Origin of the sequence: Acinetobacter sp. SH024 (assembly GCF_000163635.1) — a bacterium.
Lineage (GTDB): Bacteria > Pseudomonadota > Gammaproteobacteria > Pseudomonadales > Moraxellaceae > Acinetobacter > Acinetobacter pittii.
The window spans coordinates 374,324-397,659 of the sequence record NZ_GG753603.1 but is presented as its reverse complement, the minus strand read 5'-3'; the positions used below and the strand labels follow the sequence as shown (position 1 = coordinate 397,659).

The 23,336-nt window shown below is 38.9% G+C and carries 19 protein-coding genes; 8 read left to right on the top strand and 11 right to left on the bottom strand.

The features are described 5' to 3' along the window. Positions 1-81: 81 nt before the first annotated feature. The 4 genes from HMPREF0013_RS20645 to dxs form a co-directional block, all read right to left on the bottom strand. Positions 82-291 carry a hypothetical protein gene (locus HMPREF0013_RS20645; RefSeq protein ID WP_019767452.1) on the bottom strand — a complete coding sequence of 70 codons (210 nt, stop codon included), beginning with the start codon at positions 289-291 and terminating at the stop codon, positions 82-84. A 106-nt stretch (positions 292-397) separates the two neighbouring features. Beyond that, the gene (locus HMPREF0013_RS20640) at positions 398-2,248 is read right to left on the bottom strand and encodes a DEAD/DEAH box helicase (protein ID WP_025464185.1); all 1,851 of its coding nucleotides are present in this window, start codon (positions 2,246-2,248) and stop codon (positions 398-400) included. Between the two features lie 406 nt (positions 2,249-2,654). Beyond that, the gene (locus tag HMPREF0013_RS20635) at positions 2,655-3,485 is read right to left on the bottom strand and encodes an inositol monophosphatase family protein (RefSeq protein ID WP_002117045.1); all 831 of its coding nucleotides are present in this window, start codon (positions 3,483-3,485) and stop codon (positions 2,655-2,657) included. Between the two features lie 121 nt (positions 3,486-3,606). After that, positions 3,607-5,511: a 1-deoxy-D-xylulose-5-phosphate synthase gene (dxs, locus tag HMPREF0013_RS20630; protein ID WP_025464184.1), complete on the bottom strand. Its 1,905-nt coding sequence runs from the start codon at positions 5,509-5,511 to the stop codon at positions 3,607-3,609. Positions 5,512-5,814: 303 nt separating this feature from the next. Between dxs and ribA the strand changes: the two genes are divergently transcribed. The 3 genes from ribA (at position 5,815) to aroE (ending at position 8,464) form a co-directional block, all read left to right on the top strand. Beyond that, entirely contained in the window at positions 5,815-6,417 is a 603-nt protein-coding gene (gene ribA / locus HMPREF0013_RS20625; protein WP_002116908.1) for a GTP cyclohydrolase II, read from the top strand. A gap of 128 nt (positions 6,418-6,545) precedes the next feature. Further along, positions 6,546-7,496: an oxygen-dependent coproporphyrinogen oxidase gene (hemF, locus tag HMPREF0013_RS20620; RefSeq protein ID WP_025464183.1), complete on the top strand. Its 951-nt coding sequence runs from the start codon at positions 6,546-6,548 to the stop codon at positions 7,494-7,496. A 179-nt stretch (positions 7,497-7,675) separates the two neighbouring features. Next, positions 7,676-8,464, top strand: a complete 789-nt coding sequence (gene aroE / locus HMPREF0013_RS20615) for a shikimate dehydrogenase (RefSeq protein WP_005804591.1) — start codon at positions 7,676-7,678, stop codon at positions 8,462-8,464. A 47-nt stretch (positions 8,465-8,511) separates the two neighbouring features. Here aroE and HMPREF0013_RS20610 read toward each other — a convergent pair whose 3' ends face one another. Further along, a complete protein-coding gene (locus tag HMPREF0013_RS20610; protein WP_005804590.1) occupies positions 8,512-10,881 on the bottom strand; it encodes a hypothetical protein in 2,370 nt (789 codons plus the stop codon). A gap of 257 nt (positions 10,882-11,138) precedes the next feature. On the opposite strand from HMPREF0013_RS20610, the gene HMPREF0013_RS20605 reads away from it, so the two are divergent. Next, positions 11,139-12,962, top strand: a complete 1,824-nt coding sequence (locus HMPREF0013_RS20605) for an acyl-CoA dehydrogenase C-terminal domain-containing protein (RefSeq protein WP_002116803.1) — start codon at positions 11,139-11,141, stop codon at positions 12,960-12,962. A 69-nt stretch (positions 12,963-13,031) separates the two neighbouring features. Here HMPREF0013_RS20605 and HMPREF0013_RS20600 read toward each other — a convergent pair whose 3' ends face one another. After that, a complete protein-coding gene (locus tag HMPREF0013_RS20600; protein ID WP_025464182.1) occupies positions 13,032-13,679 on the bottom strand; it encodes a hypothetical protein in 648 nt (215 codons plus the stop codon). A gap of 248 nt (positions 13,680-13,927) precedes the next feature. Here HMPREF0013_RS20600 and HMPREF0013_RS20595 point away from each other — a divergent pair, with 248 nt between their 5' ends. Further along, a complete protein-coding gene (locus tag HMPREF0013_RS20595; protein ID WP_002116779.1) occupies positions 13,928-14,182 on the top strand; it encodes a PspC domain-containing protein in 255 nt (84 codons plus the stop codon). A 63-nt stretch (positions 14,183-14,245) separates the two neighbouring features. On the opposite strand, the gene HMPREF0013_RS20590 is transcribed toward HMPREF0013_RS20595, so the two are convergent. The 4 genes from HMPREF0013_RS20590 to HMPREF0013_RS20575 all read right to left on the bottom strand — a co-directional run bounded on the left by HMPREF0013_RS20590 (position 14,246) and on the right by HMPREF0013_RS20575 (position 18,067). Continuing rightward, complete coding sequence (locus tag HMPREF0013_RS20590) at positions 14,246-15,346, bottom strand: HPP family protein (protein ID WP_025464181.1); 1,101 nt, start codon at positions 15,344-15,346, stop codon at positions 14,246-14,248. A 132-nt stretch (positions 15,347-15,478) separates the two neighbouring features. Continuing rightward, complete coding sequence (locus HMPREF0013_RS20585; protein WP_025464180.1) at positions 15,479-16,276, bottom strand: TIGR03915 family putative DNA repair protein; 798 nt, start codon at positions 16,274-16,276, stop codon at positions 15,479-15,481. Positions 16,277-16,278: 2 nt separating this feature from the next. Then, positions 16,279-17,541, bottom strand: coding sequence for a putative DNA modification/repair radical SAM protein (locus tag HMPREF0013_RS20580; RefSeq protein ID WP_005804586.1), 1,263 nt, complete (start codon positions 17,539-17,541; stop codon positions 16,279-16,281). A gap of 109 nt (positions 17,542-17,650) precedes the next feature. Further along, positions 17,651-18,067: a lysozyme inhibitor LprI family protein gene (locus HMPREF0013_RS20575; protein WP_005804585.1), complete on the bottom strand. Its 417-nt coding sequence runs from the start codon at positions 18,065-18,067 to the stop codon at positions 17,651-17,653. An 801-nt stretch (positions 18,068-18,868) separates the two neighbouring features. Here HMPREF0013_RS20575 and glyQ point away from each other — a divergent pair. The 3 genes from glyQ to HMPREF0013_RS20555 all read left to right on the top strand — a co-directional run bounded on the left by glyQ (position 18,869) and on the right by HMPREF0013_RS20555 (position 22,969). Continuing rightward, a complete protein-coding gene (gene glyQ / locus HMPREF0013_RS20565; protein WP_002044989.1) occupies positions 18,869-19,846 on the top strand; it encodes a glycine--tRNA ligase subunit alpha in 978 nt (325 codons plus the stop codon). Next, on the top strand, positions 19,846-21,915 hold the full coding sequence (gene glyS / locus HMPREF0013_RS20560; protein ID WP_005804584.1) for a glycine--tRNA ligase subunit beta: 2,070 nt from the start codon (positions 19,846-19,848) through the stop codon (positions 21,913-21,915). The genes glyQ and glyS overlap by 1 nt, the downstream gene beginning before the upstream one ends. 223 nt (positions 21,916-22,138) lie before the next feature. After that, positions 22,139-22,969, top strand: coding sequence for a hypothetical protein (locus tag HMPREF0013_RS20555; protein ID WP_005804583.1), 831 nt, complete (start codon positions 22,139-22,141; stop codon positions 22,967-22,969). A 57-nt stretch (positions 22,970-23,026) separates the two neighbouring features. Here the strand turns inward: HMPREF0013_RS20555 and HMPREF0013_RS20550 are convergent, their stop codons facing one another. After that, positions 23,027-23,311, bottom strand: coding sequence for a YciI family protein (locus tag HMPREF0013_RS20550; RefSeq protein WP_005804582.1), 285 nt, complete (start codon positions 23,309-23,311; stop codon positions 23,027-23,029). Between the last annotated feature and the right edge of the window lie 25 nt (positions 23,312-23,336).

Here is a 23,336-nt window from a genome sequence, read left to right as displayed (position 1 = left end):
CGTTCCTGCACTTTTATGCACGCATACTATAACACTGAAAATTGGCAAACTTGTTGTTATTTTGACAAATGCAAAGCTAACTTAGTTGGTAGAAATAGAAGAGGTATGTTCGTAAAAAGAGGTTAATTCAGAAATTTGAAACTGCTCAATAGAACTTCCAGTTATAAAAGCATAGGCAAAATAAACCCCATTACACAAAACAAGTGCAATAAAAAGATAAGGCAAGCCGTGCTGAACTAATAAGTTCTTCAACTGTGCCATCATCGTTTCTTTTCGTTTACTTTTACTCATTATTTAATAAAATATTGAACCAATTCACACTTTGTTATTTTATAGCAAAACTGAAAAATAAAAAAGGCCAGTATTTCTACTGGCCTTTCTTTAAACGAACTTTTGATTAACGGTCGAATTTACGACGCGGTTTATCATCAAAACTACGACGTGGACGATCTTCACCACCGAAGCTACGTTTTGGACGGTCTTCTCCACCAAACGCTGGACGCTCACCACGTGGTTTATCATCAAAGCTACGACGCGGTTTATCATTAAAACCACCTTCGCGACGTGGACGATCTGAGTTGAACTCACGACGTGGACGATCTTCGCCACCAAATGATGGACGCTCACCACGTGGTTTGTCATCAAAACTACGACGTGGACGATCTTCACCACCGAAACTACGTTTTGGACGATCACCAAAACCATTTTCACGACGTGGTTTGTAATCTACGCGGTTACCACGGTTGTCATCATTTGAGTCAAAACGCGGTTTATCGTTGAAACCACCTTCACGACGCGGACGATCTGAGTTGAACTCACGACGTGGACGATCTTCAAAACCACCTTCACGACGTGGGCGATCTGAATTGAACTCGCGACGTGGACGATCTTCACCACCGAATGGACGTTCACCACGTGGTTTATCATCAAAGCTACGACGTGGACGGTCATCACGACCACCTTCACGGCGTTTGAAGTTGCTTTCGCCTTCAAAACGACGACCACCGCCAAAACCGCCACCACGACGACCATTGCCGCCACGACCACGACCACCGCCATCACGACCTGAACGAGCAGGAGGTGGAGATGGCTCTAAGCCTTCAATTTCAGAAACACTTAAACGTGCATCTAAATAGTCTTCAAGCGCACGGATTTTACCGCGTTCACGATAAGTCGCTAAAGTAATTGCTTGACCTGTACGACCAGCACGACCTGTACGACCAATACGGTGTACATAGTCTTCATGTTTCATTGGTAAACCGAAGTTAATTACGTGTGAAATTGTCGGTACGTCAAGACCACGTGCAGCAACGTCTGTCGCTACCAAGATTTTTGCACGACCTTCACGAATACTACGTAAACGACGGTTACGAACTGTTTGTGGCATTGCACCGTGAAGTGCAACTACAGAGTGACCTGCTTCTGCAAGTTCTTCAGCCAACATATCTGTATCTTCTTGAGTGCTCGCGAATACAACCGCTTGATCAAGAGTTTCATCAGCCAACCAGTGAGTCAGAAGTTTCTTCTTGTGTTCGAAACCATCAGTCCAGTGTAAAGTTTGGGTGATGTCAGTGTTTGTACTGTGACCTGTTTCAATTGCAATACGCTCAGGTTCATTCATCATGCGCTCAGCAAGACGAATAATACGGTCAGCGAAAGTTGCAGAGAACATTAATGTTTGACGACGGTTACCAGCTAAATCGCTGATCGCTTCTAAATCTTCAGAGAAGCCGAGGTCTAACATGCGGTCAGCTTCGTCAACGATTAAAGCTTCAACTTTATCTAACTTTAATTGACGACGGTTAACTAAATCTAATAAACGACCAGGAGTCGCAACAATAACTTGCGCGCCTTTAAGTTGTTGGATTTGCTTACCAAAAGGCATACCACCCATGATTGCAGCAATACGAACACCTTTCATGTGACGTACGAAAGCAATCGCATCTTGGCTAACTTGTTGAGCCAATTCACGTGTTGGGCATAAAACTAAAATGTTAGGTTGGGTCACAGCTTTCATACGTTCTTTGAACGGAACAAAAGTTTCTTGACCAGCTAAATTATGTAATGTCGGTAATAAAAATGCCGCAGTTTTACCAGAACCAGTCTGGCTAGATACTAGAAGGTCTTTTCCTTCTAAAGCTGCAGGAATAGATTGTTCTTGCACAGGAGTCGGGGTAGTAAAACCTAAACCTTCAAGCGCTTGTTGTAAGGTTTCATGCAAAGAAAATTCGGCAAAAGTTTTGCTCATAGAGAGTTTCACCCTAGTGGGTGCTCCATTTTTAATAAATACAAAATAGACATCGGCACAAAGCGGCAAAGCAAAGTTAGCTGAAACGTTTTTTTCAGCAGCAATCCGAGTAACGACGATGTGGACTAAACGCACGCTTGATTACGGCCGAACCTGAAGAATCGCTGAGCGATCGGGGCGCAAGAAATGGTCCTCTCTATGGACAGCGTGCGCTTACAATGAATAGAACAGAATGTTCAGGTAATGAACGGAAATTTAAGTGCGTGGGCGGATTATAGCAGAAAGAAATTAAAAGTCATGTGTTTTAATCAACTTTCTTCATATTTATTGAACTAATTAAAATTTACCAATTACTTAAAAAATAAAACCCTCTGATAATAGAGGGTTTTATTTATAAATAATTAAATTATTTTGCAGCTTGACCCCAAGCTGGAACTACAGTTTGCATTAAAGGTTTTAGCATTTTGAGTGAACTTGCAAGCACTTGACCGTTTTCAAGAGACTCATTACCACCACGTGCGTCAACCACTACACCGCCCGCTTCTTTAATAATAAGCTCACCAGCAGCGATATCCCATGGTTTTAAACCAAGTTCAAAGAAACCATCAAAACGACCAGCAGCAACATATGCTAAATCTAGGGCAGCTGAACCACCACGACGAATTTGTGCGCCAGCTTGAGTAACAGCTAATAACGAAGCAAAGTGCTGTTCTGCATAAGATACAATCTCACCAGCACGTTTAGCACGGTAAGGATGGCCTACTGCCAAGAATGTATTTTCTAAAGTATCTTTTACATTTACACGAATACGGCGTTGGTTCATAACTGCACCGCGACCGCGACTTGCAGAGAATAATTCGTCACGCACTGGGTCGTAGATTACACCGTGCTGAGTAACGCCTTTATGCTGAACTGCAATAGAAATACAGAAATGAGGGAATCCATTAATAAAGTTTTGCGTGCCATCAAGCGGGTCGATTACCCAGCACCAGTCTGCATCGTGGCCTTTCCCTTCTTGCAAACCGAACTCTTCACCTAAGAAGCTATGGTTTTTATAACTTTTACGTAATGTATCAATCGTCAATTGTTCCAAATAACGATCTACACGTGTTACTGGGCCATCAATACCTTTCTCTTCAACTTGCAAATCGAGTTTATGACGATTTTGATGCGCTTTTAAAAGCTCTTGACCAACTGTTTGAGCCGCACGCGCAGCCATAACCACCATAGGTTCCATTGAACACCCACTACAATACAAATTTGAAGATTTTGACAAAGAATAATGCATAAAAGCGCATACATTTTAGCAAATGAATGCGCTTTATGGGAAAAAATGTTTCAAAAATTTTATTAAAGGCTTAAACCACCTGATTTAGCTTAAGCCAAGCTCGTTCAATTGAGCTCAAAATACCTTTAGCATCTAGCCCACAATCTTGTAGCATTTGACCATGTGACGCTTGCTGCAAGAACAAATCTGGCAGACCTAAATTAATGATAGGTTTAACAATTTGTTCTTGTGCCATGAACTCATTTACTGCACTGCCTGCACCACCCATAATTGCGTGTTCTTCAACAGTTACAAATAATTGTGTATGTTCAGCCAAATCACGAATAATTTTTTCATCCAGTGGTTTCACAAAACGCATATTTACAACACGCACACCAACATCATGTTTTTGTGCAAACTGCTCAGCAGCTTCTATGGCAACCATAACGCGACTACCAAACGCTAAAATCGTAATCTGCTCATCACAAGCAGATTTAATTTCAGCAACTACCTCTGCCTTACCTAACTCAATAGCAGTTAGCTCTTGCTGAATTTCAACGCCTACCCCAGCACCGCGAGGATAACGTACTGCTGCTGGTCCATTATAAGCATAAGCGGTATGTAGCATTTGACGGCATTCATTTTCATCTTTTGGTGCCATGATGACCATGTTCGGAACTGTACGCATATATGCATAGTCATATGCACCAGCATGAGTTGGACCATCTTCACCAACCAAGCCTGCACGGTCAATTCCAAAAGTCACATCAAGATTTTGTAATGCGACATCATGAATAAGCTGGTCGTAACCACGCTGCAAGAATGTTGAATAGATCGCAACAACAGGTTTTAAACCTTCACACGCCATGCCTGCTGCAAGTGTTACTGCATGCTGTTCCGCAATTGCAACATCGAAGAAGCGCTTTGGAAATTCTTTAGCAAACTTAACCATGCCTGAGCCTTCACACATGGCTGGGGTAATCGCTAATAAACGCTCATCTTGTGCAGCTTCGTCACACAACCATTGACCAAATACATCAGAATATTTTGGTGGCGTTTTACCTGAAGAAGTCGCATTAATTTTGCCAATTGCATGATAGGTAATAGGGTCTGCTTCTGCCGGAGTAAAGCCTTTACCTTTTTTAGTATAGACGTGGACTAAACGTGGACCTTTACGTTTTTTCAAAGCATTAAATACTTGAACGAGTTGATTTACGTCATGTCCATCGAAAGGACCGAAGTAATCAAAACCAATCGCTTTAAATAAATTATCGGCCGCATCCGTTGCCGATTGATGTAAACGAGAGTTGTACGTCCATTTCGGATGTGGCTGTACATACGCCTCGCCATGTTCATCGACATTAACTAAATGGCCTTTTTCCCAAATTGCAGCTAAATGCTTAGCAAAACCACCTGTACTGCAAGAAATCGACATGTCATTGTCATTAAGTACAACAATTAAATCGGCATCGTGTGCCACAGCATCGTTCATGGCTTCAAATGCCATACCTGCTGTCATTGCGCCATCACCCACAATACAAACGACTTCACATGGGTCATTTTGATAGCGACGTGCTAAAGACATTCCTAAACCTGCCGAAATTGCAGTTGATGAATGCCCTACGCCGAAGGTATCAAAAACTGATTCTTCTCTAGCTGGAAATGCTGCTAAACCGTTTTTAGCACGGATTGTTGTCATTTGCTCACGGCGACCAGTCAAGACTTTATGTGGGTACGCCTGATGTCCTACATCCCAAACTAATCGGTCATTTGGAGTATTAAAGCAATAATGCAGCGCAACCGTCAGCTCAACCACGCCGAGGTTAGCACCGAAATGGCCACCACTCTGGCCTGCTGCATATAAAATATATTGACGCAACTCATCAGCCACTTGAACCAATTGGCTATGCTCGAGCTGACGTAATTGTTGAGGATGATCAATTGCATCTAACAATGGCGTAACAGGGCGTTGAGTTGGAATTTCGGTATACAACATATGTGGCAAAGCCTTTATAAGCCTGGCAAATCCTAAGCTGGGTCAAAATGGGTCGATCATACAATCGAATGAAGTCACCTTCAATCAGCCACATTTGCGAACGAGGTCATGCAAAGCAGTCTCTCATACAGTATGGGTATGGTTGGCAGATTATCCTGAATAATCTGACTATTTATCAACTATTATCGTCTTCTTTATACAAAAAAGAAAACCTTAGTGCTCAAAATGATTATGACAATTCGACCAATCTCCCAGCATTACGCTATACTTTAAACCGTTTTCGGTTAAAAGATGAGTTAATCTGTGCCTATAGAGTTCATTGCAACATCAAAACTCCCGACCGCTTTTGGTGAATTCAATATTTCTGTGTTTCAAGATCCAGTATCAGGTGAAGAACATGTGGCACTTTCTAAAGGGTTAGAAAATCCACCCACAGGCCCTGTTTTAGTACGTGTTCATTCAGAATGCTTAACAGGTGATGCTTTTGCGTCATTAAAATGTGACTGCGGCCCTCAATTACAGGCAACTCAAAAGCTCATTAACGAAGCAGGTCAAGGCGTTATTTTATATTTACGCCAAGAAGGCCGTGGTATTGGGCTTACAAATAAAATTCGTGCGTATGCCTTACAAGATCAAGGTCATGACACGGTAGATGCAAATTTACTTTTAAATTTGCCAGCTGATGCACGCCGTTATGACATGTGTAGCATTATGCTTGATCATTTAAAAGTAAAAGAAGTTAAGTTAATTACTAACAATCCTTTGAAAATTCAGGCACTCAAGGATCAAGGTATTAATGTGGTTGGTCGTGTTCCGTTAACGGTTGGACGTAATCCTTTTAATGAACAATATTTAAAAACTAAACGTGAACGCATGGATCACCTTTATCAAAAAGATGATTTCTAAAACAAAATTATAAATTTAAAGATAATAAGAAGGGATTTTTAAGACATTTCTTAAAAATCCCTTACTTTTTTTATGGTTTTGTGTTTTGATGTATCTATCTCCTATCTCAATCATCTTTGAGGGTCACTATGCAGCATCCGACTTCAACAGATATTCAACGTGTCCGCGAATTTCTCCTCGATTTACAAGCCCGTATTTGTGCTGGTTTAGAACAACAAGAAAAAGCTGGCGGTGGTACGAGTGAATTTATTATTGATGATTGGGAACGTCCAGAAGGTGGTGGCGGTCGTTCACGAGTTTTACAAAATGGCACCGTGATTGAAAAAGGTGGTGTGATGTTTTCTCACATCAACATTAGTAAACTGCCCGCTTCTGCTACAGAAAGACATCCTCAAATTGCTGGTGCTAAAGCACAAGCGCTCGGTGTGTCATTAGTGATTCATCCTAAAAACCCAAATATTCCAACTTCTCATGCCAATGTACGTTTATTTGTTGCAGAGCCTGAAGGACAAGATCCGATTTGGTGGTTTGGTGGCGGTTTTGACTTAACACCGTTCTATCCAGATGAACAGGATGTTATCGATTGGCATCAAGCCGCACATGACCTATGCCAGCCTTTTGGTGACAATGTCTATGCTGAACATAAAAAATGGTGTGATGATTATTTTTATTTAAAACATCGTGATGAACAGCGTGGTGTCGGTGGTTTATTCTTTGATGATTTAAATTGCTGGGATTTCGAAACCTGCTTTAAATATATTCAAGCTGTAGGGAATGGTTATTTAAATGCCATTCTGCCAATTTTTGAAAAACATCGTGAACAGCCTTATACCGAAGCTCAACGAGAATTCCAGCTTTACCGTCGTGGTCGCTATGTCGAATATAATTTAGTCTATGACCGCGGAACATTGTTTGGCTTACAAACAGGTGGACGTATTGAGTCTATTTTAGTCAGCCTGCCTAATCTTGCAGCTTGGTCATATCGTCCGGAATGGGATGAAGACTCACCAGAAAAACGTTTAACCGACTATTACTTGAAACCTCGTGACTGGTTAAACCCAAAAGAAAAAGTCGCTTAATTTTTTGCTTTTTGGAGATTCTTTGGCTTCCACCCTAAAGAATCTCCTTTTTTATTTCCAATTTTCTGAATCTCATTCAAATATTTTTTCTTATTAAAATTTGGCTTATAGTGAGGCCTGCTGAAAATTCAGTACAGACCTTATCTGCCTCATGCCATTTTAAAATTTTGGATATAAGAATGACCAAACAGTTTGCAGTAATTGGCAACCCCATCGAACAATCACGCTCTCCTGAATTGCATCATGCTTTCGCTCAAAAAACAGGTATTGACCTAGACTACCAAAAACGTCTTGCCCCTCTTGATGGTTTTGAGCCGAGTATGCGTAGTTTCTTTGAAAATGGCGGGAGTGGCATGAACGTTACCGTGCCGTTTAAAGAACAGGCATTTGCTTTGTGTAATGTGCTGACTGAACGTGCTCAAATTGCCAAAGCTGTAAATACACTTTGGATGGAAGATGGCAAATTGCATGGTGACAATACAGATGGCCAAGGCTTAGTTGCCGCAATTCAAGCTTTAGATTGGAACTTAGAAAATACAGCTATTTTAATTTTAGGAGCCGGTGGTGCAACTCGTGGTGTTATTTACCCGCTTGTGCAGGCTGGTGCTAAAAAGATTGTGATTGCAAATCGAACTCTTGCTCGTGCTGAACAACTTGTAGATGACCTAAAAGCGGCAGTTCCGCAAGCTCAATTACAAGCAATTTCTCTAAATGAGTTAGAAGGGAAATTTGATATTGTAATTAATGCAACTTCTGCAAGCCTGTCTGGTGATGCATTACAACTACCAGAAAGTCTAGAGTTCAAATATGCCTATGAGATGGCCTATGGCAAGCCATCTAGCTTTCTTGATCAAGCTAAACAACGCAATGTGCCTTATGCAGAAGGTTTTGGCATGCTAGTTGGCCAAGCCATTGAAGCCTTCTATATCTGGAATGGCGTAAAGCCAGAATTAAAAGATTTTCTATAAGTCAAAAAAGAACCTACACGAAGTAGGTTCTTTTTTTATCTCATCTATTATTTTTTAGCTGTAACCATCTGCTTATAAACATCTCGGAAAATCTCATAATCAATAAATTCATTATGTTCAGGTTTTAAATTCTGAATTGTTTTTTCCGTAAGTTGCTGTTTGCGAGCAGCGACATAGACTTTACCTAAAATATCAGCTGTTTCTGACAACAAGTGTTTTTCTTCATCAGAACTACCATTTTGTTTTTCAAACTCTAATTGATACTGTTTTGAGAAAAGCTGTTCAGGTTGCTTATATTGTTTCTGTAGTTTTTGCCATGCTTCACGCCCAGCTTCACCTTGTATTGTTGTGATCACAATATGGTCCACAGCTCGACCTAAGTCATTATCAAACTGATCTTCTTGTTCAAGATGATGCTTTTTCTGCAATGTCTCAATACGTTCTAAAGCTTTACCTTGAGGGTTATAAGTTTCCTCTTCAGAGAACCAGTAAGCATAAACCTCGGCAATTTCTTGCAACTGTTGAACTGAATAATAATGAATATATGACGGTTTTTCGGCAGTCAATTTTGCAATAAACACAGCCTTATACGTTTTGTCATAAGCACTTGTTGCATCATAAGTTTGGTTAGCCAACAGCGCTAGAGTCGAGTCTAAATCTTGTACATCGCTATGTGCACCAACTGGATGCTCAGAAACATCACCCTGTCCAAGTTTTTCACTAAATCCTTTTACGAAGTTTTCAAATAAAGAACCTTTGCTTGCCTCTGCAACTGATTTAGCCTGTTTAAGCTGCTGCTGATTAATTGGGGTCGCTTTACCATAATTGAGAATTTGCATGTCTGCTTTAATATTAAAGCGATGGTTAAATTCAGCTGGTGTATACGCAATATCATAATCCGCGTTGACTAAACGGCCCTTTTCATCCAGTCCGACATCAATCGCAACTGGATTTCTTTGTTTTGGTAAAGCTTGTTCAATTTCTGCCTTATGCTTGATCCATAGAGCTTTGAATGCCTCATCATCAACAAACTGGTTTTGATCATAAGCAGCAAAAGTTTGTTTCAACGCAGCTTGACGAGCTTTAATCTGAGTTTTTTCGGTATTTCCAGCGCTCTGATCAAGCACATCAATACCGTAAATTTGACAGTAATTAATATCACCTAAGGCAACGGAACTTTTTTGAGACTGTAATTCGACACACTGATCTTCTGTAAGTGAAGCCACTTCTTCATCTTGTGTGACTTCTTCAGCATCTGCTACAGCAACATCTTCGGCTTGGGCCGTATCAGAAGCATCCTCTTCGGCTTGGGCCGTATCAGAAGCATCCTCTTCGGCCGCCCCATCTTGAGCTGCACTTGATTGGTCTTCATCATACTCAGAATCTAAGGCATTACCGAAATGAGCATTAATAAGTGAATAAAGTTGCTGGCTAACTGCTGCTGCATCTTCTGAAGAAACTTTCTGCTCCTCAGCACCACCTACCTTTCTCTTCGCTTCCGAAGCAGCTAATTCAGTTGCTATAGATTCGGCAATTTTTTCTTCATCAAATCCTAAAACATTTTTTTGCAAATATTTTGCATTGACCTGACTATAGAGCTCTGATTGTAGCAATAACGCTTCAACCGTATCTTTTAAACGAATTTTTTCTACAATCCCCGCTTTACGCTCAGCGTCACTAACTGATAAACGCTGTAAATTTTGTGGTTCAGCCAAACGATAAGATACAGCGCCAGAAGCTTTCGCATATTCAACGAATTTCTTCATATCGACATTCGTAAACAGATTTTTATACTTTGAAAAATCGACATACGCTAAATTATTTTGATTATCTTTATTGACCAGATAAGGCATTAATCCAAAATAATTAACGTAAAATTTATAATCTTTCAGATCAAGTACCATTGGCAATTTTGCCTGTACCAAAAGTGTCGGTTTTTCATACCTTGCTGTAAGGTTTAAAGACCCCATTTTTTGACGATAATGAACCGAACCATCGTAACTAAATTGAAGATCATTTAATAAATTAATTAATACGGCGTTTACTTTTTCTGAGCGTGATTCACCAGAAATGCCTGAATCCGCTTGCTCATTTGCAATTGCGGCATACAGCGCCTGCTTCTGTTTTTTATTCAAATTAATTTTTTGTTCACGTAAATATTGATCTACTTTTTTTTGCACTGCAGCATCTAACTGCACTGTTTTTTCTACATTATTTATTTTTTCTGACTGATTTGGATCAACACTAACTTTAAAATGCCCACGATAGTCATAGCTTGGGTATTCATATATTGCATTCATGCCCTGAATGACTTTTTGATCTAACTGAGTAGATGCTACCGATGGACGTAGGTTATGCTGCGCACAAGCAGTCAAACCCAAACTAAATAAACATAAACTGAGATATTTTAAATGCATAACCTTTTTTAAAACCTTATCGCTTTATCTTTTTAACAAAACTTGCTAAAAATAAGAAAATTAGTTGTTTTTTCACATAAAAGTATAAGTCCTGAATGTAGCAGAAATTATAATTTCAGGTGTATTTATTTTCGACAAAATTCGCTTTTCTGACATTTCTTTCGGGTGCGATTAACATTGTATTTTTATCATGCGAGTGAATAATCAAATCATCGATACAGATAATCCCACAATGATTCAAAATTAGGATTAAAGCCATGCCAGCATATAAAGCTCCGCTACACGATATCCGCTTCTTAATGAATGAAGTACTAGATTACCCTGCTCACTATAAAACTTTATCAAATGGTGAAAATGCTGATCCAGATACTGTTGATATGATTCTTGAAGGTGCGGCAGATTATTGTGAAAACGTATTGTCGCCACTTAACCAATCTGGTGATGAAGAAGGTTGCCATTTTGACAACGGCGAAGTAACTACTCCTAAAGGCTTTAAAGAAGCTTATGACCAATTCGTAATGGGCGGTTGGCAAGGTCTTTCTTACCCAGAAGAATTTGGTGGTCAAGGCCTTCCAATGTCTTTAAACCTGATTAAATCAGAGATGATGGGTACTGCAAACTGGTCATTTACCATGTACCCAGGTTTAAGTTCTGGTTGTATGAACACTATTTTGCAATTCGGTACTGATGAGCAAAAACAAACATACATGCCTAAGCTTGTTGAAGGCACTTGGAGCGGCACAATGTGCTTAACCGAACCTCAATGTGGTACAGACTTAGGGCAGGTAAAAACTAAAGCTGAACCTCAAGCAGACGGTAGTTACAAAATCACTGGTACAAAAATCTTCATTTCTGCTGGTGAACATGATTTAACTGAAAACATCATTCACATCGTACTTGCACGCCTTCCAGATGCACCTGCTGGTACTCGCGGTATCTCATTATTCATCGTACCAAAATTCATGCCTACAGCTGATGGCGGTGTTGGTGAACGTAATACAGTTGCTTGTGGTTCAATCGAACACAAAATGGGGATCCGTGCATCTGCAACTGCGGTACTCAACTTTGATAATGCAACTGGTTATTTAATCGGTGAAGTGAACAAAGGCCTACATGCAATGTTTACCTTCATGAATACAGCACGTATTGGTACTGCTGTTCAAGGTATTGCACACGCTGAGTTATCTTTCCAAGGTGCATTACCATATGCTAAAGATCGTATGTCAATGCGTGCCCTTTCTGGTAAAAAAGATCCAGATAAAGTTGCTGATGCAATCATTCACCATGCAGACGTACGCCGTATGCTGTTAACTCAAAAAGCAATCGCTGAAGGCGGTCGCTCTATGATTTACTACGCTGCTCAAATCGCTGACAAAATGACAGATGCTTTAGCACGTGGTGATCAAGCTGCTTTTGAAGACTACGATGATAAACTTGGTTTCTATACACCAATTTTAAAAGGTTTCTTAACTGAACTTGGTTTAGAAGCTGCTAACCACGGTATGCAAGTTTACGGTGGCCATGGCTACATTAAAGAATGGGGTATGGAGCAAATCGCACGTGACGCACGTATTGCGACTTTGTATGAAGGAACAACTGGTGTTCAAGCACTCGACTTAATTGGTCGTAAAGTGTTGTTAAGTTCAAAAGGTAAAGTAGTTCGTGAATACACTGCTGAAATCTTAAAATTCTGTGCTGCACATGCACGTAATAAATATTTACGTCGTTTTGCTTGGGACTTAACTAAGCTTTGTGCTCAGTGGAACACTTTAACAGTTCGTATCATGCTTGCTGCACGTAAAGACCGCGACATCGTATCTTCTGCTTCTGTAGATTTCTTGATGTTCTCAGGCTACGTGATGATGGCTTATTTCTGGGCTCAACAAGCTGTGGTTGCTTCTGAAAAATTAGAAGCAGGTAACGGCCAAGAAACTGCTGAGTTCTATAAAGCAAAAATCAAAGTTGCTGATTTCTACTTTGACCGTTTATTGCCACGCGCTCAAGGTCATGCAGAATCGATGGTGACAACATCTCGCACATTAACATCATTACCAGTTGAACACTTTAGCTTCGACTACTAATGATTTTTAAGTCGTGAAATAAAAAGAGCGCAATTTAATATTGCGCTCTTTTTTATATTTATCGGATATCTATTCTTTAGTTAAAACATAAGCCTGATTTGGAACAAAATAATTTTGCTCTAAAAATTCACGATTTTTTCCATAGTCGCTATAAAGTAATTTTTCTAAATTTGTGACCAATCTTTTATTTGAATCAATATTAAAATAAAAATTAACTTTAGATAATGGACATTGAATTATTAACTCACGCTCTTTTTCATCTACTTTCCAATTTAGAGTAGGACACAATTGATTTACAGCGGCACTTTTAGCACCGTCCTTACTTCCCACACGACCAAAATGGACAACATTCCAATAAGCCGACCCATTTGGTAATAAATTTAAAATGTATTCTGCTTCGCCTGATTCACAATCAGCAAAAGCATCCTCGCATGAAATACGAGTGTGATATCGCCCTACATATTGCAATGAGACTGCGTTTAATTTTTGGGTTTGATCTGAGGTATCTTCAGGTAAGAAAGTTCGTCCAGCGACATAATCCAATGTTTTTATAGATGTACTACTTTTTATTAAATTTTCTTCATGATTAGAACTAGAACTTGTAGTCGAGTGATCTTTTGAATTGGTATGGTTTATATCGCAAGCACTCAGTGTCATGCACAGTGCAGCCACTACAACCACATGCTTAACTAAAAAACGAAACCACTTCAAAGACATATACATTATTCACAGATAACAGCAACAGCTATATTTACACTTCAAATCAAGTATTAGCTGATTGCCGCTTTAAACTCTTAAGCCCTGAAAGGGTGCATTTTAGTAGATGTTGGTTTCGTTCCTTTCAATCCTTTACATATTTTAACTATTTTACTTTTTAAAAGACTTTAAACCCGTTATTTCGTCTCCATATTTTTATTAAGCAAGAGCAATAGCTTCTTGTAACTTTTATCTTTAAGGAGAATTAGATGGCCAGTTCTGGTTTATATCGCTCGAACCGACACAGCATGATCGCCGGTGTAATGGGTGGTATTGCTGAACGTTTTGGTTGGAACGTAACTTTGCTACGTGTCATTTTTGTTTTGATCTCAATTATGAGTGCTGCCTTTCCAGGAATTTTAGTTTATCTGGTTTTATGGTTAGTGATTCCGAAAAAACAGCCAGAACATATTGAAGGCTATCGACAATCCGTCCGAACAGTAAATGAAGAACAAGTACGTTAATTCATAACTTTGGTCGCTACGGTTGCATCCCCTAATCAACCGTAGCTTTTTTTATTCTAAAAATTATAGCTTTCGATTTAACTGTTGCTGTAATGCAGCAATCATATCTGCACGGCTAATCATTCCTATAAGCTTACGATCTTCAACAACAGGAATGTAATTAAAAGACTTTTCAACAAAGTATGGCACCAAATCTTGAATAGGTTGAGTTGGCAGTACGGTAACCACTCGACGGCTCATAATTTGTTTTACATAATGCTGCCAAGAATTCCTTGGGTCGGCTGCACCTTTAAACCACTCTACGACTTCATATAACGCTAAAGTTCCGACCAAATGGTTTTCTGCATTTACTACAGGTAGGCTCATTAAGTTCACTTGTTTAAACTTATCGAGTGCCTGATGAATATCATCATCTTCATGTAGTTTAATCACATCACGACTCATAATATCCTGACAGATATATTGATTTACCATACGCTCATTGGCATGTTCCTGAGCTTCTAAAATGATTTTTTCTAAGTCGTATTGGCTAATATCTAAAAGTTCAGTGTGATGGCCTAATGCATACTCAATATCTTTCGGCTGAATTGATACTTTTTGAGTTGGCGTTGGGTCTTTACTACGTTCATTTAAATGCGCGGTAACCGGATAATGTCGCCCAATCAATCGATTAAAGAAAATAGCAACCCCAAGTAGAAGTAACGAGTTGAGTAAAACTGGATAAAAAATAAAATAAAAGCCTAATTTATGAATTGTCGCCCCACCTAATACCGCGGTAATTGCGACTGCGCCACTCGGCGGATGTAAAGAGTCGGTGGTCATCATTAGAAATATAGCAAAACCCACAGCCACACTAAAAGCCGTGGTTAAATCAGGAATCCACTGTGCACAGGCAACACCAATAATTCCGGCTAAGGTATTACCAACAATTACATTCCATGGTTGAGCCAAGGGACTGGTCGGCACAGCAAAAAGAAGAACAGATGAGGCGCCCATTGGGGCGATGTACCAAGCATTAATTCCATCCAGAACATACCAGCTAATTAAGGAGGAAATTGCTAAACCACACAACGCTCCAATACCGCAAAGTAACCGTTCTTTTAAGGGTAAAATCTTAAAATTTGGCTTTAAAATCTGTAACCATTCTCGCTGTATAACACTCACAGTACACCTTAGGGGATATGCCGTCATTTATAACGGGCAAAAGTATACGCCCAAAGCCACATAAAGTGCATTTAAATTATACCTTTCAACAGTAAGAAAACTGGCTGAACTATTTTTTATGATTTTAAAACTTTAATATTCCATAAATTTTTCATTTAAATAGCGCCAATACCGCTTCGGCAAATATTGCACATGAAGTTTTATATTCTGGCGTTCAGTAATATTTACGCTGTTAAAATAATCCTTCCAAAGCTGATCATATAAAACTTCCTGCTCATCAAGCTCAAGCTGAAAGCTTTGACTCATCCCATTTTTTAAATTGCGGTCAACCTCAGAGGCTTCGAGTGAAACTTCATGTATTTCACATAAATCATAATAAAGCCCGAACTTGCGTTGCTCGTCATAAATAAGCCAACGCTGATCTTGATAGCGCCGTTTAAAATGTGGCTGAATAAGCGGTAAAACATTAAAATCAGGACGCACCAAACTTAAAAAAAGCTCATCTTTGGTTTTCTTAAATCGAATAAAAGCCTCCATCCGATGCTTCTCTCGCCCGACCTTTTTCGTCCATTGTGCAATCGCTAAAACACTTGGATGTGAATAATCTTTTTCTATGGAAACATGGCTAGTAAACACATAAATACAGTAATTAAATAAATGCTGATAGGCATCTAAAGATTCAGATAAAGAGGCAAAATAAAATTGTTTTAACGAAGAAGATGAAAGCTTTTTTTGTAGCGCTGACCAAACACGTTCTGCATGTTGCTCGTTATTTGAAACCTCAATTTTATCAGCAAATAAGCCATGTTGAGCCGCATCATTCAAGCAAAGCCTGACCTGTAATTCTTTAAATTGAAATGCACGAAAAACACAGCTCAGCAGCCCAACCATCGAACCATCAAAATAGTAAGCTACTTCATCATTAAACATGACTAAAACCCAAGGCTTAATTGTGGCGAGAGTTGCTGCACATATTTCGAAGATCCCTGAGTTAAAATCTGCTGCCGAATAAAACTTGAGGATAATTCTTTTTGGAATTTAGGACTGTCTTCACAGCGAATAAAGAATTTTGCACGTTGGTAAGCTACGCCGAGTTTTTTAAGTAAATCGATATGGATTTTTCCAAAACGGCGAGCCTGAACAATTTTCTTCGCCGATTTCACTCCAATACCCGGCACACGCAAAATCATTTGGTAATCTGCGCGGTTTAAATCTACTGGAAACTGTTCAGGATGCCTCAAAGCCCAGCTTAATTTTGGGTCTACATCCAAATCTAAATTCGGGTGTTTTTCATTGACGATTTCATTGACCTGAAAACCATAAAAACGCATCAGCCAATCGCTTTGATAGAGTCGATTTTCACGAAGCAACGGCGGTGCAGAACCAACTGCTGGCAAGTAATTATTTTCGGTATTAATTGGGATATAACCCGAAAAATAGACGCGCTTGAGTTTAAATTCTTTGTAATGCTTGTCTGCCATAAACAAGACATCTTGGTCTGACTCTTGATGAGCACCAACAACCATTTGCGTAGTCTGCCCTGCCGGTACATATTTCGGTACATGCTTAATGATTTGCCGTTCATCTTTAAGCTGAATCAGTCTATCACGGACCAAACCTAAATCTTTTTGAACTTCCTGATGTGATTTTTCTGGTGCAAAAGTTTTTAGACCAATTTCGGTCGGCATCTCTAAATTAATACTCATCCGGTCAGCATATAAACCTGCCTCATGAATCAGTTCAGGTGATGCTCCCGGAATAGTTTTTAGATGAATATAACCATTAAAGTTTTCTTCAAGACGTAACTTTTTCACGACTTGGAGCATACGTTCCATCGTATGATCCGCCGATTTAAAAATACCTGAGCTTAAAAATAACCCTTCGATATAATTACGGCGGTAAAAATTAATGGTTAAGTCTACGACCTCTTGCACCGTAAATGCTGCACGCTGGACGTCATTAGAACGACGTGAAACGCAATAGGCGCAGTCAAAAATACAAACATTACTGAATAGAATTTTTAAGAGAGATACACAGCGGCCATCTTCAGTATAGCTATGGCAAATTCCTGAATGACTAGCATCTCCTAGACCTTTATCTTTGTTTTTACGGTCACTGCCACTTGATGAACAAGACACATCATATTTAGCAGCATCAGCAAGAATCTGTAGTTTTTCTCGAATGCGATCAGACATATCAAACGACTCATTTATGGCATCGTTTAAAAAATATCATTTTGCATTCTTAAATTTAATCCAGCAGAGTACGCTCGGCGTCATGAGGTGACGTTTAAAATAATCCATCTTAATTAACGTATTCTTCTAGTTGCTTTACACGCTCGGCATACTCTTGCATTGGGCAATATGAATACATCGGTGAACCAATGTATGAGCCTGCATTATTACACTCCTGATCTACATAAGCTTTCCAAAGTCTCTGAGATTTTAAAATATCTTGGTAACGTTCTGGCTGTTTGTATTCTTCGCTTTGTGTACGAATTTGATCAATCAGAGCAACAATTTTTTCTTCATAAGTCTTTTTTGCTTGTTCAGAACAGCTATGCACAACCATATTGTTAATACTCTCGAGCTGCATTTCTTTAATAGTCTGCTCTACACATTGGTTGTATTCATCTTGCTCGTCAGCATCAGTCTGCGCATATAGCCATGGACTACAAAAAAGGCTGGATAAAACAATGAGTTTGCAGCAAAATTTCAGCATAATTAATTCTCGATTCTATAATTTTTAATATGCTTCAATATAACAAAAATTCTGTAACGGTTGCCTATAATCCAAGTTCAAAGAGCAGAACATCAACATTGAATGAACGCTCTCCTCTTTGAATATAGAATTCTTATAATCTGGATGATATTAATTAAACATTTTTATTTAATCGCATTCTTAAATACATTAATTTGCATTCATGTTATATAGTTATAAAAATCAAATTTACATTGATTTATATGAAGAACGCTATCTTTAATAATTTAAAAAACTTCATTCAAAATTTAGATCCAGATAAAGATCAAATTTGGCATTGTCTAATCATGACACCAATCCACCTATATATTATTGGTTTATTCCTATTATTAGGCCACATAACTATCTACGGAAGATTTGCTTTTGGAACTATAGGAGATATTCCTATAATTTTGCTTTTCATGACAGTAATTTATTACGTATTAGTTTTTATACCTGCATATTTTTTACAATTATTCTTGTTGAAATTCAATTTCCTTAATTTCTTCTCCATCCTTGCAAGTGCAATTATTCTCACCTTTTTAATACCTAATATCTTAATATTTTTTTTCGAGACTCATGGGAACTAATGCCATTAGAGGGCTTATTTTTCTTCAGTTGTTTTTCTCTAACTTTCGCTATTACATATTGGATATTACTACTCAAAAGTATAAAAAAAGCAGCTAAACCATCAAATCTGAAATTCCCAAACTAGCCTTTGCCACTCCCCCACAAAATCCTTATACTTAGGGGCAATTTTTCTCATAAATTTGTGGATGCTACATGAGTCGCGCCATCTCGCACATTGATACATTTCAGGGCTTAATTCTTGCCCTACAAAACTATTGGGCCGAACAAGGCTGCGTCGTACTACAACCTTACGACATGGAAATGGGCGCTGGAACATTCCACACCGCAACATTCTTACGTGCTTTAGGGCCTGAAACTTGGAATGCTGCATACGTTCAACCTTCACGTCGTCCAAAAGATGGTCGCTATGGTGAAAACCCGAACCGTTTGCAGCACTACTACCAGTTCCAAGTGGTGCTTAAGCCAAATCCAGACAATATCCAACAGCTTTATCTCGATTCTTTAAAAGCAATCGGGATTGATACGCTTACTCACGACATTCGCTTCGTAGAAGACAACTGGGAATCTCCGACGCTTGGGGCTTGGGGCTTAGGTTGGGAAGTTTGGCTTAACGGTATGGAAGTAACTCAGTTCACTTACTTCCAACAAGTCGGTGGTGTTGAATGTTACCCAGTAACAGGTGAAATCACTTACGGTTTAGAACGTCTTGCAATGTACCTTCAAGGTGTTGACTCGGTTTATGACCTTGTTTGGACTAAAGGCCAATTTGGTACTGTGACTTACGGCGACGTATTCCATCAAAATGAAGTTGAACAATCGACTTATAACTTTGAATACGCTCCAGTTGAAAAACTATTTGAACTATTTGATTTTTACGAATCAGAAGCAAACCGTTTAATTGAAGCAAAACTTTCTCTTCCTGCTTATGAGCAAGTTGTTAAAGCATCCCATACCTTTAACTTACTTGATGCACGTGGCGCAATTTCTGTGACTGAGCGTCAACGTTACATTTTACGTGTACGTACTTTAGCGCGTGCTATTGCACAAAGTTATGTACAAGCACGTGCAGAGCTTGGCTTCCCAATGGCAGAACCACACTTACGTGATGAAGTATTGGCACAGCTAAAAGCACAAGCTGAAAGTGAAGCAGCAAAGGCGGAGAAAAACTAATGAGCAAACATACTGTTTTATTCGAACTTGGCTGTGAAGAGCTTCCACCAAAAAGCTTAAAAACTTTACGTGATGCACTACAAGCGGAAACGGTAAAAGGCTTAAAAGATGCAGGCTTAAACTTCGCATCAATTGAAGCTTATGCTGCTCCACGTCGTTTAGCGCTTAAAATTGTTGATATCGATGCTGCTCAAGCGGACACTCAAAAACGCTTTGATGGCCCTGCTGTTCAAGCGGCTTACGATGCGGAAGGCAAACCAACTAAAGCACTTGAAGGCTTTATGCGTGGCCAAGGCATTACAGTTGATCAGCTTTCTACTTTCCAAGCAGGTAAAGTTGAAAAAGTTTGCTATTTAAAAGATGTGAAAGGTCAAAGCCTTGATGCTTTACTTCCACAGATTTTACAAACTGCATTAGACAATTTACCAATTGCTAAGCGTATGCGTTCTGCTGCAAGCCGTACCGAGTTTGTACGCCCGGTTAAATGGGTTCTTTTACTCAAAGACGACCAAATTGTCGACGCAACTATTCAAGATCACAAAGCTGGTAATGTGACTTATGGTCACCGTTTCCATGCACCAGAAGCTGTGACGTTAGCGCATGCAAATGACTATTTAACTGCTTTAGAAAAAGCTTACGTTGTTGCGAACTTTGAAAAACGTCAAGCAACCATTCAAGAGCAAGTAAAGAAGTTAGCTGATGAAGTTAATGCAACTGCGATTGTTCCAGCTGACTTACTTGATGAAGTAACAAGTTTGGTTGAATGGCCTGTAGCTTTACGTGCAACTTTTGAAGAACGCTACTTAGCTGTTCCTCAAGAAGCTCTTATTACGACAATGCAAGACAACCAGAAGTATTTCTGTTTGATCAATAGCGAAGGTAAATTACAGCCTTACTTCATTACTGTTTCAAATATTGAGTCTAAAGATCCGACTCAAATTATTGAAGGTAACGAAAAAGTTGTTCGTCCTCGTTTGTCTGATGCTGAATTCTTCTTCTTACAAGATCAAAAGCAACCGCTTGCATCTCGTAAAGAAAAATTAGCAAACATGGTATTCCAAGCACAGCTTGGTACGCTTTGGGACAAATCAACACGTATTGCAAAACTTGCAGTTGCATTATCTTCAATCACTGGTGCAAACCCAGCAGATGCTGAAAAAGCTGCATTACTTGCTAAATGCGACTTAACCTCTGAGCTTGTTGGTGAATTCCCAGAACTTCAAGGTATTGCGGGTACTTACTACGCACGTATTGAAGGTGAAAACACTGAAGTTTCAGAAGCTTTAGGTGAGCAATATTTACCAAAATTTGCGGGTGATGTTTTACCTAAAACTAAAACAGGTACAACGATTGCTCTTGCTGACCGTTTAGATACACTTGTTGGTATTTTTGGTATTGGACAAGCACCTACAGGTTCTAAAGACCCGTTTGCTCTTCGCCGTTCAGCAATTGGTATCTTACGTTTAATCATTGAAAATGAATTAGATGTAACGATTGAAGAATTAGTTAATCTTGCCCTGCAAGGTTATGGCGATATCGTTAAAGACCACGACAAAACCCGTGCTGATGCTGTTACGTTCTTGGAAGGTCGTTACCGTGCTAAGTACGAAGACCAAGGCGTTGCTGTTGACGTACTTCAAGCCGTTCAAGCACTCGCACCGAAATCTCCACTTGATTTTGATAAGCGTGTAAATGCTGTTAACCACTTCCGCACATTACCTGAAGCTGCTGCGCTTGCTGCTGCAAACAAACGTGTTGCGAACATTCTTGCCAAAGAAGCAACACCTGAAGGTTCTGTAGTTGAAGCAAACTTGGTTGAAGCTGCTGAAAAAGCATTATTTGCTGAGCTTCAAGCAGTGACACCTGTGGTTGAGCCATTACTTGCAGCAAAAGATTACACTGCTGCCCTTTCTAAGCTTGCAGCACTTCGCGCGCCGATTGATGCATTCTTTGATGGCGTAATGGTAATGGCAGATGATGCTGACTTAAAAGCAAACCGTTTACGTTTATTAGCTCAGTTGCGTAACTTGTTTACTGCTGTAGCTGATGTGAGTGTCTTGCAGGGTTAAAATTATATAAAAATTAATTTTTGTATAATTAGACTTTAATAAAAACCATGTTTTCACTCTAGTTGGAAACATGGTTTTTTATTGAAGAATTTCATTCAATATAATTATAAATGATTATTTTACGTTCAATTAATAAATAAGAATTATTTACTTCCTTCACTTTTTATCCACAATTCAATAAACTAAAACAAATAATTACCAAACTTAACAAAGTCCCATTGCAATGAAAAACTTAAATTTATTACTCATATCAACATTACTATTCACTGGATGTGCAACGACCAAATCGATTCAATATCCAGCAGCGGGTAAACAAACCTCTCTTTCTGTTTCTTCAGAACAACTTTCTTCAATGACTGAATCAGGTGCAGGTGATTACTTTGTAAAGGAAAGCCAAATATTAGTTGGTGATGCAAGTAGTGCTTCAGCCAGTCCAGTTTCTGGAATGTTTGGCCTTATCGGAGTAGGTGTTGCAATGGCAATTGATAAAAATGCAAATAGTTCAGCCATTGAAAAAAGCTCTCTCAATCAACCTATTAAATTTGACCAGTTAATAAATCAAAAAATTAACGATTCTCTCGCCAAAAATAAAGCAGATCCTACTCTAAAACTTCTAAGTTTAAATCAGGCATCTGAAATTAAAATTGTGCCTTATTCACGCCTTTCTTTCCGTGAAAAGCCAATTGTAAAAGTAAATTTTGGTTTAAAGACCCAATTTAAAAATGCGGCAGACAATAATGCAGATATAAAACGCTTATATCACTATGTAAGCAAAGAACGTATTTCTTTAGCTGAATGGGAAGCTCAAAATAATTTATTATTTATGAAAAAAGCAGATCAAGCATTTAGCGCTCTTAGCCAAGTATTCACTTTAGATTTGCAACATCAATTAAACTTAAAAGCATTTGATGAGAACAAGCAAAAAAACTGTAAAACTAATGCAGATACATCCTTAGTTTCTTTTATCCAAACTCCTGACAATTTATGTGTTGGTGTAGTTAAAACGAGTAAAGGAGATGTATTCGAAAATAGTATTTATATTGTTGAGCAATAATAAATATTAACCAAAAGATTAGAGAACTACTTAAATTTAAGTAGTTCTCTAATGTAATCAAACAAATTCTTTAATTTCTTCTAAACTTTTTGATGGCTCAAACCACATAAAATCATAATCAGCCACATCATGAATATAAAACGGATCGTTTTTCATGATTTCTTCAGCTTCTGGAATCGAAGAACTTAAAACTAAAATCACCCCACCTACTCTATTTTCGCGGCGCCCCGACGCTAAAAACTTCTTTTGCTCATAGTAATGATCTAAAAATGCAATATGCTGTTTCAGTACAGCATCAACTTCGGCTAATGGTTTTTTATAGGTCAAGGTAACAACAATCATTTCATTCTCTTAAAGCAAGTAGCGC